The following is a 13832-nucleotide window of genomic DNA, read 5'->3' on the forward strand; positions in this document are numbered from 1 at the left end:
GGTGCGGCCACACCTGATGCCGGCCCGCCCCCGACCGCCAGTGAGGCCACCTTGAGCGACCGCGTCGTCCCGCCCGCCGCCCGGCAGCGGCGCCGCCCCACCAAACAGGGCGTCGTCCTGTCCGCCGAGCTGATCGTCGCCACCGCGCTGCGGCTGATCGAGGAGCACGGCGCCGAAGCCCTCTCGGTACGCCGCCTCGGCCGGGCCCTGGGCGCCGACCCCAGCTCGCTGTACCGGTACTTCCGGCACACCGACGACCTGATGCTCGCCATCGCCGACGAGCTGATCGGCGGCAACCTCAGGTCCTGGCGGGTCACCGGCGACTGGGTCGCCGACCTGCGCGACCTCGGGCTGCGGATCCACGCCGGTGCCCTCGCGCACCCGCGGGCGGCGATGCTGAGCGCCCACCGCGTCACCGGCCGCACGCACGAGATCCAGGCCGTGGAGAGCATGCTCGGCGTGCTGCGCGGGGCCGGGTTCCCGGACCCGGAGGCGGTGCGGATCTACCACGCGTTCGTGGACCAGGCCCTCGCCTTCGGCGCCCTCGACTCCGCGTGCACGGCCCTGCCCCGGGCCGCGCGCGAGGCGGAGGCGGAGGTGTGGCGGACCACCTACGCCCGGCTGCCCGCCGCGACCCATCCGCACATCGCGGCCACGTCCCGGCATCTCGTCGCCACCATGCGCACCAGCTCCTACCCGGCCGCCCTTGATCTGCTCCTCACCGCGGCCCGGACACGCCTTGCCGAGCTTCGCGCGAGGACCGGGGAGGCCCGGCCACACTGATCGCAGCGATCATCCAGAGGAGGCCGTACGCCATGACCCCGACCCCCGCCCGTTCCACCGAGCAGCGCAAGAAGGACACCCTCCGCCGGCTGGAGGACGACGTCGACGTGTGGGTCGCCACCGCGGGGCCGGACGGCGGTACCCCCCATCTGGTGCCCCTGTCGTTCGTGTGGGACGGCACCGCACTGCTGATCGCCACCCCGGCCGAGAGCGCCACCGGCCGCAATCTGGCGGCGACCGGCAGGGCCCGCCTCGGTATCGGCCCCACGCGGGACGTCGTCCTGATCGAGGGCGCCGTCCAGTCGGTGACGCCCGAGGACCTGCCCGAGGAGGACGCCGAGGTCTTCGCCGGCAAGACCGGCTTCGACCCGCGTCAACTGGCCACCCGTTACCTGTACTTCAAGGTTGTCCCGCGGCGGATCCAGGCCTGGCGCGAGGAGAACGAGCTGAGCGGGCGCGAACTGATGCGCGACGGGCAGTGGCTGCCACCGGCCGGCGCGCGCACATGACCCGCCCGGGGCGGACGCCGTCGCACGGCACGGGCCCGGTGGACAGGCGGCTGTCCGCTTTCCCGGGGGCGGTGCCGACCGGATACCGCCGCCCGGACCGCCGTGCGCCGAGCAGTTCGAGCCGCCGGACGCCCCTGGCGCACGCCTCCTGCCGCCCCGTTCGCCGCGGGCCGCACGGTGTGAGCCGCACCGTCGGGGGCAGGCGGCGATAGATGAACGGGACATCGGCCGACGACGGCATGGCAGGACCGGCACACCCCACGGGCCCCCAGGCGCCCCCAGCACCCGGCCCGGACGCCGGGGCCGCATCCGTACGCGCCGAGGAGGGCGTCGGCAGGGCCGGGACACGCCCCGCGCGCGCACCGGCCGGCGGTGCGGCGGACGGCGACTCGGGCCGGGCCGCCGGGCCCGGCACGGACGGCGCGGACAGCCCCGACGCGGACGGCGCCGCCGGCCCCCGGGCCGACCGGCACACCCGGGTCACCGTCCTCGTGGCGCTCGGCGCCAATCTGGTGATCGCCGTCGCCAAGGCGGTCGGCGGTGTCCTCGCGGGATCGCCCGCGCTGCTCTCCGAGGCCGCCCACTCGGTCGCCGACAGCCTCAACGAGGTCTTCCTGCTGGCCGCCCTGCGCCGCAGCCGCCGCCCGGCGGACGACCGGCACCCCTTCGGCTACGGCAAGGAACGCTTCTTCTGGTCCCTGCTCGCCGCCGTGGGCATCTTCGTCATGGGCGGCTGCTTCTCCTTCTTCCAGGGCGTCGAGGCCCTCCGCAGCGGCGCCGACGAGAAGTTCAGCGGCTATGTGGCGGGCCTGATCGTGCTGGGCGTCGCCCTGCTCGCCGAGGGCGCCTCCCTGCTGCGGGCCCTGCACCAGGTGCGCCGGTCCGACGGCGGGCTGCGCGATCCCGCGCTGCGCACGGTCGTCGCCGAGGACGGCACGGCCGTGCTCGGCGTGACGCTCGCCCTGGCCGGGATGGCCCTGCACATGGTGACCGGGCAGGTCGTATGGGAGGCGTCCGCCTCGCTGGCCATCGGCGTCCTGCTGGTCTGCGTCGCCTACCGGCTCGGCCGCGACGCCCGCGACCAGCTGATCGGGGAGGCCGCCGACCCCGAACTGCGGGGCCGGATCCGGGCGCTGCTGCGGGCCCAGCCCGAGATCGACAGCGTGGAGGCGCTGTTCACCATGCAGACGGGGCTCGACTCCACGCTGGTCGCCGCCCGTATCGACCTGGCGCCCGGGATGGACAGCGAACGCGTGGAGGAGGTTGCCGTACGCATCAAGCGGTCCCTCGCCCGGACGTTCCCCGAGGCCGACCCGATCTTCCTCGATGTCACCGACCGGCCGGCGGGGGAGGCACAGGAAAGCCCCGCCGCGACGGGGGAACGCGGCGGGGCCTGACGCACGAGTGCCCGTCCGGAAACGGCTTCACACGTCTCCAGAACAGATTTTTCTGAAATGGAGCGGTGCCCGGCCTGAATCAGCTCACTTCGGATCAGCTCTCGTGGAGGGGCTCCAGCACGAAGAGCGGGATCTGCCGCGAGGTCTTCTCCTGGTACTCGGCGTACTGCGGGAACGCGGCCACGGCCCGCTCCCACCACTCGGCCTTCTCCGCCCCGGTCACCTCACGGGCCCGCATGTCCTGCTTCACCGTGCCGTCCTGCAACTCGACGTGCGGGTCCGACTTCACATTGAAGTACCAGACCGGATGCTTGGGTGCGCCGCCCAGCGAGGCGACCGCCGCGTACCGGCCCTCGTGCTCCACCCGCATCAGCGGCGTCTTGCGGATCTTCCCGCTCTTGGCCCCCCGGGTGGTCAGCAGGATCACCGGCATCCCGGTGTCGAGCAGCGTGGTGCCGCGCGTCCCGCCGGAGCTCTCGTACAGCTCCACCTGCTCGCGCACCCACTGCGTCGGGCTGGGCTCGTACTCGCCTTCGAGAGGCATGGGGTCTCGTCCCTTCGTCGGTCCAACGGATCACTGCCACCGGCTTCAACACCGAAGGCCGCTAGAAGCATCCGTACCGCGCGCCGTGTCCGCCGACGCGGTGATCCCCTCCCGCGCCATCGCGCCCGGCACGGTGGGCGCCGTCCCGGTCGCCGCACACCCGGAGACGGAACCAGCCACGTCCGCCGGCCGCACCACCGCCACCCGCCCCGTCGCACAGCACGCCTGAGCAGGCCGGCGAGGACGCGGTCGGGCACGGTGTCGTCCGGCGGACCGCGGACCCGACCGGCCGAGCCCGCTCCGCCCGGTTTCGCCGCGCACCGACCGCCCGGGACGGCCTGCTCGCACGGCACCCCGTGTACGAGGGCGGCCTCGCCGTGGCACGCGCCTTCGCCGCTGGTCAGGGCGGTGCCCGGCGGCCCTGACCGGACGGTCGCGCGGGGCGGCGGGGCCACGGCCGGTTCCCGCCCCCGGACGGGAGGCGCTTCGGCCAGATGACGAGCGACACTGAAGTGGCTGAACTTGCAGTCGACCTATAGATGCCTGGGGCATCTAATGAAGATCGGCACGACGCACTTCTTTCGTCTGCGAGGTCTTTCCATGACGGAACTGACGGACACCACCCGCCCGGCCACCCCCACCGACCCCGTCGCCTTCCCCCAGGACCGCACCTGCCCGTACCACCCGCCCACCGGGTACGGGCCGCTGCGCGACGGGCGCCCCCTGTCCCGTGTCACCCTCTACGACGGCCGCGAGGTCTGGATGGTCAGCGCGCAGGCCACCGCCCGCGCCCTGCTCGCCGACCCTCGGCTGTCCACCGACCGCCGGCACGACGGCTTCCCCTCGCCCACGGCCCGCTTCGCCGCCACCCGCAACCGCGCCGTGGCCCTCCTAGGGGTGGACGACCCCGAGCACCAGCGCCAGCGGCGGATGCTGATCCCGGCGTTCACCGTCAAACGCGCCGCCGGTCTGCGCCCCTGGATCCAGCGGATCGTGGACGAACTCCTGGACGCGATGATCGCGAAGGGACCGCAGGCCGAACTGGTCTCCGCCTTCGCGCTGCCCGTGCCGTCCATGGTGATCTGCGGGCTGCTCGGGGTGCCCTACAGCGACCACGAGTTCTTCGAGGAGCAGTCCCGCCGGCTGCTGCGCGGCCCGACGACCGAGGACGTCGAGGAGGCCCGGGTGCGCCTGGAGGACTACCTCGGCGGGCTGATCGACAGCAAGGCCGCGCAGGCGGAGCCGGGCGACGGCATCCTCGACGGCCTCGTCCACCAACGGCTCCACGAGGGCGAGCTGGAACGTGAGGAGGTCGTGTCGCTCGCCATGATCCTGCTGGTCGCCGGGCACGAGACGACCGCCAACATGATCTCCCTCGGCACCTTCACCCTGCTCCAGCACCCGGCCCGGCTGGCCGAACTGCGCGCGGACCCCGCGCTGCTGCCGGTCGTGGTGGAGGAGCTGATGCGGATGCTGTCCATCGCGGAAGGGATGCTGCGGGTCGCGCTGGAGGACATCGAGGTCGCCGGCACCACCATCCGGGCGGGCGAGGGCGTCCTCTTCGGAACATCGGTGATCAACCGTGACGCGTCGGTGTACGAGGACCCCGACGCCCTGGACTTCCACCGCGCCGACCGTCACCACCTCGGGTTCGGATTCGGCATCCACCAGTGCCTTGGCCAGAACCTGGCCCGCGCGGAACTGGAGATCGCGCTGGGCGGCCTGTTCACCCGGCTGCCGGGGCTGCGCCTCGCCGTGCCGGCCGAGGACATCCCCTTCAAACCCGGCGACACGATCCAAGGAATGCTGGAACTCCCGGTGACCTGGTAAGAGGCTCTGATCATGCACTTCGACATCGACATCGACCAGGACGTCTGCATCGGCGCCGGCCAGTGCGCACTGGCCGCACCCAAGGTCTTCACCCAGGACGACGACGGCTACAGCACCGTGCTGCCCGGCCATGAGAACGGCACGGACGACCCCATGGTCCGGGTGGCGGCCAACGCCTGCCCGGTGAGCGCGATCCGCGTCCGGGAGCGCACCGGCTGACCGCCCGGCGGTACGGCGGCCACCGCCGCCGTACCGCCGTACGGGTCCTAACGGCAGGTCAGCGCGGGCCCGGCCACCATGTCGCCGGTGTACAGGTCCTGCCCCCGCGGCATCCAGTACCCGAGCTTCGACACCACCGTGGAGCACTTCGCCCCCACGGTGACCCGGACCCGCACCTTCTCCGGGTGACCCGGCTGGAGTTCGGTCAGCGCGCAGTCCAGCGCATGCGTCAGGCGCGTCTTCGCCGGGTGCCGGCCGACCAGCGGATTGACACAGCGCGCGTCGGACGTGGCGAGCCGCACGCCGGTGCCCGTCTCCCCGATGAGCCCGAACCGCGCGCTGCCGTCGCCCTGGTCGCTGTCCCGGCGGATCGTGTAGGTCAGCGTGGTCGTGGCGTTGCGGCGCAGGGCGGTGCCGTCGACGGTGACGGCGTGCGTGGGCTTCGCCTTGGCCGCGGTCAGCGACAGGGCGGCCCGGACCGTGCCCCGCAGGTCGACACCGCCGGGCGCGGAGCGCACATGCACGGCGGCCGTGATGTCGTACGTCCCCGGCCCGGGGTACTCACCCGCGCCCGACAGGGTGCCCGTGATCAGTTTCCGGCCGGCCCGCGCGGCCGTCCAGGTGCCGTCGGTGCGGCAGCTGTACCGGACCCGGACGCCGGACCGGCCGCAGGTGGCCGGGGCCGAGACGGCCAGCTGGGGGCTGCCGCTGCCCGCGCACAGACTCACCACCGCCTGCTGGCCGTGGTCGCCGCGCAGGGTACCGGCGACCGCGCAGAGCGCGGCCGGAGCCTCCGGCGCCTGCGCGGTGGCCGCCGGCCGCCCCCAGGCGGGTGTGACGAGGGCCGGCGGCAGCAGCGCCGCCGCGGCCAGGGCTCTCAGAATGGTGGGACGTGTCGGCACCGCGTTCCTCCCGGGCGGCCCGGACCGGCCGGGCGCCGGTCGTCTGCGCCGAGGATGAGCCGACTGTAGGACGATCCGACGGATCCCACGCCGGACGGTCACCTGAAAGGGCAGCAACCGCCGGACGGGTCGCTTCGGGCCCCCTGGCTCCAGGGGGCGTGCCTAGCGCACCTTGCGCACGTACGCGGCGTTGCCCGGTTTCGTCACGTCCCGGTCCCGGCGGACGATGCTCAGCCGGTCGCCCCAGCGGGCGCGGGCCGCGCGCAGACCGCCGTCGGTGTACTCGATGTCCACCACCCGGTCGTCGAACGCCTTCGCGTACACCTCGCACTCGTCGTACTGCCCGCACTCCTCGGCCACCGCGAAGTCGAGCCCGGCCCGCTTCCGCTGCCCGGCGAGTTCCGAGGTGTTCTTCTGCGCGATGGCCAGATGCCGGGCGTGCGCGTGCCGGGAGAGCAGGGCCATGAACGCGGTGGCGTCGCCCGCGCCGAGCAGCCCGTGGGAGCGGGTGTAGCTGTCGTAGTTGTCGGGCTCGACGGCGTCGAAGCCCTTGTCCGCGCAGCCGTCGATCCAGCGGTTCACCCGCCGCGCCACCCGCTCCCGCTTGGCCGGCGTGCCGAGGTCGAGCAGCGCCTCGTTCCAGTCCTCGTCGATCACGGCCTTGCCGTGCGCGTCCCGCAGCAGCAGATCGGGCGGCCAGGAGGAACGCTCGGCGGGCTGGGCCTGGAACGCGTTGACGTAGCAGATGTTGTACAGGCCGGGCGCGGGCGCGTCGGACCGGTCGCGGCTGACGATCCGCACACCGGAGGGCGGGGGATAGGCGCCCCCGATCTGGTAGTCGAACCCGGCGTGCCGCGGGGGCAGCCGCACCGCGGCGGGCTTCGCCCGACGGTCCGCGTCGCGGTCGCCGGAAGCACAGCCCGCGAGGGCCGACACCGCGACGGCCAGCGCCGCCGACAAGGCGCCCAGGGCCGTGCGGGACCCCGAGGCGCGAAGAACACCCATGGGGGGCAAGTCCGCTCCATCCTGCCCACGCCGGGCGGCGCGGCACGTGTCAGGATCAAATCGCCCGCGCGTTCCCGTCGTCAAGTCGGCCCCAGGTCACGTCGTAGGCTCGATCGTGACCATCGTTCCGAAGGCAGGAGCAGCAACGATGCAGTACGTGAAGCTCGGTTCGACGGGCCTGGACGTCTCGCGGATCTGTCTGGGCTGCATGACCTACGGGCTGCCGGACCGCGGCACGCACGAGTGGACCCTCGACGAGGAGGCGTCCCGTCCGCTGATCCGGCAGGCGCTGGACGCGGGCATCAACTTCTTCGACACCGCGAACGTCTACTCCGACGGCACCAGCGAGGAGATCGTCGGCAAGGCCCTGCGGGACTTCGCCGACCGCGACGAGATCGTGCTGGCCACCAAGGTGCACGGCCGGATGCGGCCGGGGGCCAACGGGGCCGGCCTGTCCCGCAAGGCCATCATGACCGAGATCGACCACAGCCTGCGCCGCCTCGGCACCGACTACGTCGACCTCTACCAGATCCACCGCTACGACCGCACGACCCCCGTCGAGGAGACGATGGAGGCGCTGCACGACCTGGTCAGGGCGGGCAAGGTCCGCTACATCGGGGCGAGTTCGATGTACGCGTGGGAGTTCGCCAAGGCGCAGCACACCGCCGAGCGGCACGGCTGGACGAAGTTCGTGTCCATGCAGAACCACTACAACCTGCTCTACCGCGAGGAGGAGCGGGAGATGCTGCCGCTCTGCGCGGACCAGGGCGTCGGCGTGCTGCCGTGGAGCCCGCTCGCGCGAGGCCGGCTCACCCGCGACTGGGGCACCGTCACCGGGCGCAGCGCCAGCGACACCTTCGGCAGCGGGCTCTACCTGGAGAGCGACCGGGCGATCGTCGAGGCCGTCTCCCGGATCGCGGCCGAACGGGGCGTGCCGCGCGCCCAGGTGGCGCTCGCCTGGCTGCTGCACCAGGACGCGGTGGCCGCCCCCATCGTCGGCGCGGCCAAGCCGCAGCACATCGAGGACGCGGTGGCCGCCGTGGAACTGGAGCTGAGCGAGAAGGAACTCGGGGAACTGGAGCAGCCCTACACCCCGCACGCCATCAGCGGCCACTGACCGCGCCGCCCGGCCGGAACCCGGCCCGGATCCACGGCCCGGCCGCCTCGGGCGGCCGGGCCGACGGCGGAACAGACGTGCCGGGAAGAAATGGCCGCCCTTGACAGAATGTCAAAAGAGAAAAGGCGGCGGGAAATCCGGAGAAACGCGAGATCTCTTGTTAGAGCGTGTTCCGCTGTGCGAAAGTGTGCGCTGTCGGCGCGCAGGCACCTGCATTCCCGCTGTATGTGCCAGGCCGCTCCCCGGACACCCCTCACGCTTCAAAAGAGCCGCCTCAGGTGGACGTTCGAGCTGCCTCACGCCCTCTCCATACCTCTTGGTATGGACTAATTCCGTTATGGGCATCTGGAGGAATGCGGCCGTGACCGAGGCAGGCCCGTCGGACGAGAGACTGAGCGCCGAACTGATGAAGTGGACGGGAGCGTCATCCGCCCTGCATCCCGTCGGTGAACTCCTCGACCGGCACTGGGCGGCGGCCCTCGCGTACGCCCGGCTGTGCACCGACGGACCGCGTGCCGCCGGCATGCTCACCACCGCCGCCTTCACCCGGCTCTTCGGCGCGTCCCTCAGGCAGTCCGGCCCGACCGCGGCCTGGCGGCCCCATGTGCTGGCCGCCGTCCGCCGGATCGCCGCCGAGTGGGACACCGACGACCGCCGGGAACTGCTCCACCCCGACCTGCTCTCCGGCTCCGGCACCGGTGAGCGCGCCGCCGCCCGGCTGCTGCCGCCGCCCGAACGGCGCCTCCTGTCCCGCGCGTTCCAGCGGGTGCCCGAGACCTCCCGTGCCGTGCTGTGGCACACCGAGGTCGAGGGCGAACCCCTGGCCGTGCCCGCCGCGCTGCTCGGCCTGGACGAGGAGGACGCCCGCGTCGAGCTGCGCCGGGCCCGCGAGCGGCTGCGTGAGGAGTGCCTCCAGGCGCACCGCGAACTCGCCCCCGGCAACGAGTGCCACCACTATCTGCGGATGCTCGACGTGACCTTCCGGCGCGGCGGCACCGACATCGACCCTGATCTGCGCCGGCACCTGGCCGGCTGCGCGCACTGCGGCCGGACCGCCGACCAGCTGGCCCGGTTCGACCGCGGCCTCGGCCTCGCGCTCGCCGAGGCGGTCCTCGGCTGGGGTGCCCGCGGCTATCTGGAGTCCCGCACGGCCGCCGGCGAACCCCCGGCCGAACCGGCCCCGCCCGCCGCCGCCGTGGCCGGGGAGGCGTTCGCGTCCGGCGCCTGTGCCGCACCCGGCGCCGCCATCCCTGCCTCCGGGACCGCCGTCACCCGCCGCTCCGCGCTGCGCGCCGCCCGGCGTACCCGGCGCCGCCATCTCGCCCTGGCCGCCGGCACCGTCAGCGCTCTGGTCGTCCTCCCCCTGGTGCTGTGGTCGGCGCTGAGTTCCGACGGCGCCCCCGTGCCCGGCGCCGCTCGCCAGCCCGCCCGGACGCCCGGCGCGAACACCCCCTCGCCGGGGGCTTCCTGGGCCGGCTCGAACGCCGCCGCACAGGGGGCCCTGCGCGGCAGGCTGCGCAACCTCACCTCCGGGCTGTGCGTCGGCGTCGTCGGCGAGCGGACCGCCAAGGACGCCGAGACGGAACTCACCGCCTGCTCCGCCGCCGAGACCCAGCAGTGGACCTACGAGACCGACGGACTGCTGCGCAGCGGCGCCGACCCCGGCCTCTGCCTGGACTCCCACCTCGGCTACTCCGTCCGCCTCGCCCCCTGCACCGCCGCGGGCACGGCCGCCCGCGACATCCACTACGACTTCACCCTCCAGGGCGCCCTGGTACCCCGCTGGAACCAGGGGCTCGCCCTCACCCCGGCCGCCACCGACGGCTCGGGCGCCCTCGTGCTCAAGACCCGCACCGCGGGCACCGCCCAGCGCTGGACGATCGACACCGCCCACGCGGATCTGCGCATGGAGAACGTCAACTGGGGCGCCGACAGCACCCTCGCACCGGCCTCCGCCGCACCCCGCACGGTCCCGCCGCCGGCCACGCCCACCCCGTCCGGCACCCCCGAGACCAGCCCGGAGGCGGGTACGGGGCCGACGCCGGCGCCATCGAGCCCGGCCCCCTCGCCGACCGCCACCGTCACCCCCGGCCCCTGCGCCGCGTACCCCGGGTACTGCGGCGGGGACCGGGGCGGCCGCACCGGGGGCGGCGGCCGCCGGCACCGCTGAGTCAGGGGTGGTGCGGCGGCGGGGGCGGGATCGTCGCCAGGCCCGGGGCCGGTTCCGGCCACACCAGCAGCACCGGGCAGGGCGCGTGGTCGACGGCGAACCGCACGGCCGGGCCGAGGCTCTTCGGCCCGAGCCCGGACCGGTCCCCGTCCCGGGCCACCACCAGCAGCCCGGCCCCCTCGGCGGCGGCCACGACCTCCCGCTCGACCCGGCCCGACCGCTCCGCACGGACGCAGGGCCGGCCCAGCCGTTCGGCGGCGGCGGCCAGGAGCGAGACCGCCGACGTCCCGCCGAGCGCCTCCAGCCGGTCGCCCGGGTCCCGCTCCGGACGGCCCCGGCCGAGCAGTCCGGCGAAGGCCCCGTGCGCCACGGCGGGCACCTCGGGTCCGCTCACATGGAGCAGCACCACCTCCGCGTCGTCCGGCGCGTGCGCGCGCACCGCGTCCACGCAGGCGGGCCAGGTGCCCTCCACGAGCCAGGCGATCACCCGCATCCCTCGGCCTCCCTCCGCCGCCGCACACGGCTACAGCAGCTGCAGTGACCCCCACAGTGCCACCACCGCGACGGCGAGGGAGGACGGCACGGCGAGCAGACCGAGCCGGGTGAACTCCCCGAGGTCCACATCGTGCTCGTGCTGGTGCACGATCCGCCGCCACAGCAGCGTCGCCAGCGACCCGGCGTATGTGAGATTCGGCCCGATGTTCACCCCCAGCAGCACGGCGAGGACCGCCCCGGGCCCGGCGGGCGCCGCCAGCGGCAGCAGGACCAGCACGGCGGGCAGGTTGTTGATGACGTTGGCCAGCAGGGCGGCCAGCGCGGCGGTCCCGAGCAGCGCGACCAGCCCGGTGCCGTCCGGCACGACCTGCCCGAGGACGTCCGCGAGCCCGTTGTCGACCACCGCCCGGACCACGATGCCGAGCGCCAGCACGAAGGCGAGGAACGCCGGGGCCGCCGCCCGTACGACGGTCAGCGGGGTCGCCTTGCGCCGCGCCAGCGCCCGCACGGCCAGCACCAGCGCGCCGGCGGCGGCCACCCAGGCCGGTTCCACACCGAACGCCGACGCCACCACGAACCCGGCCAGCGTGCAGCCCACGGTCACCAGCGCGAACAGCGGCAGCCCGGGTTCCGCGCCGGTGTCCCGGGCCGCCGGGGCCGCCGCCGCGAGATCCCGGGCGAAGAACCGCCGGAACACCAGGTACTCGACGCCGATCGCGGCCACCCACGGCAGCGCCATCAGCGCCGCGAACCGGGTGAAGCTCAGCCCGCTCGCCGCGAACGCCAGAAGGTTCGTCAGATTCGACACCGGCAGCAGCAGCGACGCCGTGTTCGACAGATGCGTACAGGCGTAGACATGCGGTTTGGGGCGTACCCCGGTGCGCGCGGCCGTGGCGAAGACCACCGGGGTGAGCAGCACGATCGTGGCGTCCAGGCTGAGCACGGCGGTGATGGCCGAGGCCAGCGCGAACACCGCCGTCAGCAGCCGCACCGGACGGCCCCCGGACCACCGGGCCGTCCACGCCCCGCACGCCTGGAACAGTCCGTCCACGTCGCAGAAGTGGGCGAGCACCAGCACCGCCGCCAGGAACCCGACCACCGGGCCGAGCCGCTCCGCCTCGGCCCTGGCGTGGTCGAGGGAGATCGCCCCGGTGGCGACGGCGATGCCGGCGGCGGGCACGGCCAGGGCGGCCTCCGGCCATCCGAAGGGCCGGACGACGGCCCAGGCCAGCACGGCGGCCAGCAGAACGGCGGACAGGGCCTCGGCGAGCGGGGTGTTCAGGGCGGGTCCTTCCGGAATCGATCACGAGGTGCCCGCCCATCAAAACAGATGACCCGGAACGGGTTACGACGACGTGCTGCCCGCCGCGCCCAGGAACTCGGCCCAGCCGACCGCCGGGGCCTGCCCGGGCGAGAGCGTGCGCAGCTTGCGCAGCACCGCCCGGTCCTGCGCCTCCAGCCAGGCCACGAGCTGCTTGAAGGACACGAAACGCACCTCGTCGTAGGCCGCCATCTTTCCGATGGCCTCCTCGACGGCGTCCATGTAGATGCCGCCGTTCCAGCGTTCGAAGTGGTTGCCGATGAAGAACGGCGCCCGGTTGGTCTCGTAGGCCCGCCGGAACCCGGCCAGATAGGTGTCACGGGCCTGCACCCGCCAGGCGTCGTACCGGGCGCGGTCGCCGAGCGGATTGCCGCCGGACTGGTTGTACATCAGGTTGTAGTCCATCGAGAGCACTTGGAAGGAGTGCCCGGCGAACGGTATGGACTGCAGCGGGAAGTCCCACAGCTTGCCGCCCTGCACCTTCCCGGGCCAGATCTGCAGGCCGCCGGGGGAGCTGGCGTCGTACTTCCAGCCGAGCGCCGCGGCCGTGGGCAGCAGGCCGGCCTGGCCCTCCAGGCAGGGGGTGCGGCCGCCGGTCAGCTCCTTGCGGTAGTCGAAGGGGAGCGGGTCGAGGTCGGTGAAGCCGGTGTTGGTCTTCCACTTCGTGACGAAGTCCATCGCCTGGTCGATCTCGCTGCGCCACTCGGCCGGGGACCAGTTGCGCACCCCGTTCGCACCGCAGAAGTGCCCGTTGAAGTGGGTGCCTATCTCGTGGCCCTCCAGCCAGGCCCCGCGCACCTGCTGGAGCGTGGCGTGGATGTGCCGGTCGGCGAGGTAGCCGATGTCGGAGGCGCCGACCGCGTGCCGCGGCGGCCGGTAGAGGCTCTTCTTGGATTCGGGCAGCGTGTAGATGCCGCTGAGGAAGAACGTCATCCTGGCGTCGTGGTCGGCGGCCACCTTGCGGAACCGGGAGAACAGCTGATTGCTCAGCTCGCCCGCGCCGTCCCAGGAGAACACCACGAACTGCGGGGGCCGCCGGCCCGCGGTCAACCGGGCCGGCTCCGGCTGGTGCGGCTGGGCGCCGGTGTCGGCGGTGGAGCCGTCGCCGATCGGCCTCGCCGGCCGGGCCTGCGCGGTGCCCTTGCCGTCGGCCGGGCCCGCTCCGCCGGCCGGGCGGCCGGTGCCGGAGGAACAGGCGGCCAGTGTTCCGAGGGCGCCCGCCGCCGCCCCCGCGGTGAGCACCCGCCTGCGTGAGATCCCGCTCATCTTGTCCCCGATTCCCAGGTCGTGGCCCCTGCGGGGCCGGTTCGCCGTGCGGTCGACCGGGTTCGATGGCGCAAGTGCGGGGAAAGATCGCGGACGCCGGCGCCTGTTGCCGTCCTGTGACAGTTGTGGCGCCGTCATGACGGACCCCGCTGCCCCGGGGGAGAGGGCAGCGGGGTCCGCGGTGCGGGGGGGGGGGGGGGGGGGGGGGCGCCCGGGGCGGGGCCCGGGGGGGGGGGGGGGCCGGGCGCGCCCCGGCCGGCCCCCCGCCGGCCGG

The 13832-nt window shown here is 74.0% G+C and carries 14 protein-coding genes; 8 read left to right on the top strand and 6 right to left on the bottom strand.

Annotated elements, in window-relative coordinates:
• Positions 1 to 51: 51 nt before the first annotated feature.
• The 3 genes from ACF073_RS09525 (at position 52) to ACF073_RS09535 (ending at position 2689) form a co-directional block, all read left to right on the top strand.
• Entirely contained in the window at positions 52 to 783 is a 732-nt protein-coding gene (locus tag ACF073_RS09525) for a TetR/AcrR family transcriptional regulator (protein ID WP_392067982.1), read from the top strand.
• A gap of 32 nt (positions 784 to 815) precedes the next feature.
• Positions 816 to 1292, top strand: coding sequence for a pyridoxamine 5'-phosphate oxidase family protein (locus ACF073_RS09530; protein WP_392067984.1), 477 nt, complete (start codon positions 816 to 818; stop codon positions 1290 to 1292).
• Positions 1293 to 1504: 212 nt separating this feature from the next.
• Entirely contained in the window at positions 1505 to 2689 is a 1185-nt protein-coding gene (locus ACF073_RS09535) for a cation diffusion facilitator family transporter (protein ID WP_392067985.1), read from the top strand.
• A 94-nt stretch (positions 2690 to 2783) separates the two neighbouring features.
• Here the strand turns inward: ACF073_RS09535 and ACF073_RS09540 are convergent, their stop codons facing one another.
• Positions 2784 to 3233, bottom strand: a complete 450-nt coding sequence (locus tag ACF073_RS09540) for a nitroreductase family deazaflavin-dependent oxidoreductase (RefSeq protein WP_392067987.1) — start codon at positions 3231 to 3233, stop codon at positions 2784 to 2786.
• An 85-nt stretch (positions 3234 to 3318) separates the two neighbouring features.
• Here ACF073_RS09540 and ACF073_RS09545 point away from each other — a divergent pair, with 85 nt between their 5' ends.
• The 3 genes from ACF073_RS09545 (at position 3319) to ACF073_RS09555 (ending at position 5282) form a co-directional block, all read left to right on the top strand.
• Positions 3319 to 3462, top strand: coding sequence for a hypothetical protein (locus ACF073_RS09545; RefSeq protein ID WP_392067990.1), 144 nt, complete (start codon positions 3319 to 3321; stop codon positions 3460 to 3462).
• A 371-nt stretch (positions 3463 to 3833) separates the two neighbouring features.
• Positions 3834 to 5063 carry a cytochrome P450 gene (locus tag ACF073_RS09550; protein ID WP_392067992.1) on the top strand — a complete coding sequence of 410 codons (1230 nt, stop codon included), beginning with the start codon at positions 3834 to 3836 and terminating at the stop codon, positions 5061 to 5063.
• A 12-nt stretch (positions 5064 to 5075) separates the two neighbouring features.
• On the top strand, positions 5076 to 5282 hold the full coding sequence (locus ACF073_RS09555; RefSeq protein WP_392067993.1) for a ferredoxin: 207 nt from the start codon (positions 5076 to 5078) through the stop codon (positions 5280 to 5282).
• A gap of 47 nt (positions 5283 to 5329) precedes the next feature.
• Here ACF073_RS09555 and ACF073_RS09560 read toward each other — a convergent pair whose 3' ends face one another.
• A complete protein-coding gene (locus tag ACF073_RS09560; protein WP_392067995.1) occupies positions 5330 to 6184 on the bottom strand; it encodes a hypothetical protein in 855 nt (284 codons plus the stop codon).
• 162 nt (positions 6185 to 6346) lie between these two features.
• A complete protein-coding gene (locus tag ACF073_RS09565; RefSeq protein ID WP_392067998.1) occupies positions 6347 to 7189 on the bottom strand; it encodes an endo alpha-1,4 polygalactosaminidase in 843 nt (280 codons plus the stop codon).
• A gap of 148 nt (positions 7190 to 7337) precedes the next feature.
• On the opposite strand from ACF073_RS09565, the gene ACF073_RS09570 reads away from it, so the two are divergent.
• Entirely contained in the window at positions 7338 to 8306 is a 969-nt protein-coding gene (locus tag ACF073_RS09570) for an aldo/keto reductase (protein WP_392068000.1), read from the top strand.
• A 337-nt stretch (positions 8307 to 8643) separates the two neighbouring features.
• Positions 8644 to 10476: a ricin-type beta-trefoil lectin domain protein gene (locus ACF073_RS09575; RefSeq protein WP_392068001.1), complete on the top strand. Its 1833-nt coding sequence runs from the start codon at positions 8644 to 8646 to the stop codon at positions 10474 to 10476.
• 1 nt (position 10477) lies between these two features.
• Here ACF073_RS09575 and ACF073_RS09580 read toward each other — a convergent pair whose 3' ends face one another.
• From ACF073_RS09580 to ACF073_RS09590, 3 genes are all read right to left on the bottom strand, one after another.
• Positions 10478 to 10969, bottom strand: coding sequence for a universal stress protein (locus ACF073_RS09580; protein ID WP_392068004.1), 492 nt, complete (start codon positions 10967 to 10969; stop codon positions 10478 to 10480).
• A gap of 30 nt (positions 10970 to 10999) precedes the next feature.
• Positions 11000 to 12253, bottom strand: a complete 1254-nt coding sequence (locus ACF073_RS09585; protein ID WP_392068901.1) for an SLC13 family permease — start codon at positions 12251 to 12253, stop codon at positions 11000 to 11002.
• A gap of 63 nt (positions 12254 to 12316) precedes the next feature.
• Positions 12317 to 13558, bottom strand: a complete 1242-nt coding sequence (locus ACF073_RS09590) for a hypothetical protein (RefSeq protein ID WP_392068006.1) — start codon at positions 13556 to 13558, stop codon at positions 12317 to 12319.
• Positions 13559 to 13832 lie beyond the last annotated feature (274 nt).

The organism is Streptomyces sp. NPDC015171 (assembly GCF_043079545.1).
In the GTDB taxonomy this organism is placed as follows: domain Bacteria; phylum Actinomycetota; class Actinomycetes; order Streptomycetales; family Streptomycetaceae; genus Streptomyces.

Excerpts from the sequence above, each read along its gene's own strand:
- ACF073_RS09530 (WP_392067984.1), top strand. The coding sequence starts at position 816 with ATGACCCCGACCCCCGCCCGTTCCACCGAGCAGCGCAAGAAGGACACC.
- ACF073_RS09535 (WP_392067985.1), top strand. The coding sequence starts at position 1,505 with ATGAACGGGACATCGGCCGACGACGGCATGGCAGGACCGGCACACCCC.
- ACF073_RS09540 (WP_392067987.1), bottom strand. The coding sequence starts at position 3,233 with ATGCCTCTCGAAGGCGAGTACGAGCCCAGCCCGACGCAGTGGGTGCGC.
- ACF073_RS09550 (WP_392067992.1), top strand. The coding sequence starts at position 3,834 with ATGACGGAACTGACGGACACCACCCGCCCGGCCACCCCCACCGACCCC.
- ACF073_RS09555 (WP_392067993.1), top strand. The coding sequence starts at position 5,076 with ATGCACTTCGACATCGACATCGACCAGGACGTCTGCATCGGCGCCGGC.
- ACF073_RS09565 (WP_392067998.1), bottom strand. The coding sequence starts at position 7,189 with ATGGGTGTTCTTCGCGCCTCGGGGTCCCGCACGGCCCTGGGCGCCTTG.
- ACF073_RS09570 (WP_392068000.1), top strand. The coding sequence starts at position 7,338 with ATGCAGTACGTGAAGCTCGGTTCGACGGGCCTGGACGTCTCGCGGATC.
- ACF073_RS09575 (WP_392068001.1), top strand. The coding sequence starts at position 8,644 with ATGGGCATCTGGAGGAATGCGGCCGTGACCGAGGCAGGCCCGTCGGAC.
- ACF073_RS09580 (WP_392068004.1), bottom strand. The coding sequence starts at position 10,969 with ATGCGGGTGATCGCCTGGCTCGTGGAGGGCACCTGGCCCGCCTGCGTG.
- ACF073_RS09590 (WP_392068006.1), bottom strand. The coding sequence starts at position 13,558 with ATGAGCGGGATCTCACGCAGGCGGGTGCTCACCGCGGGGGCGGCGGCG.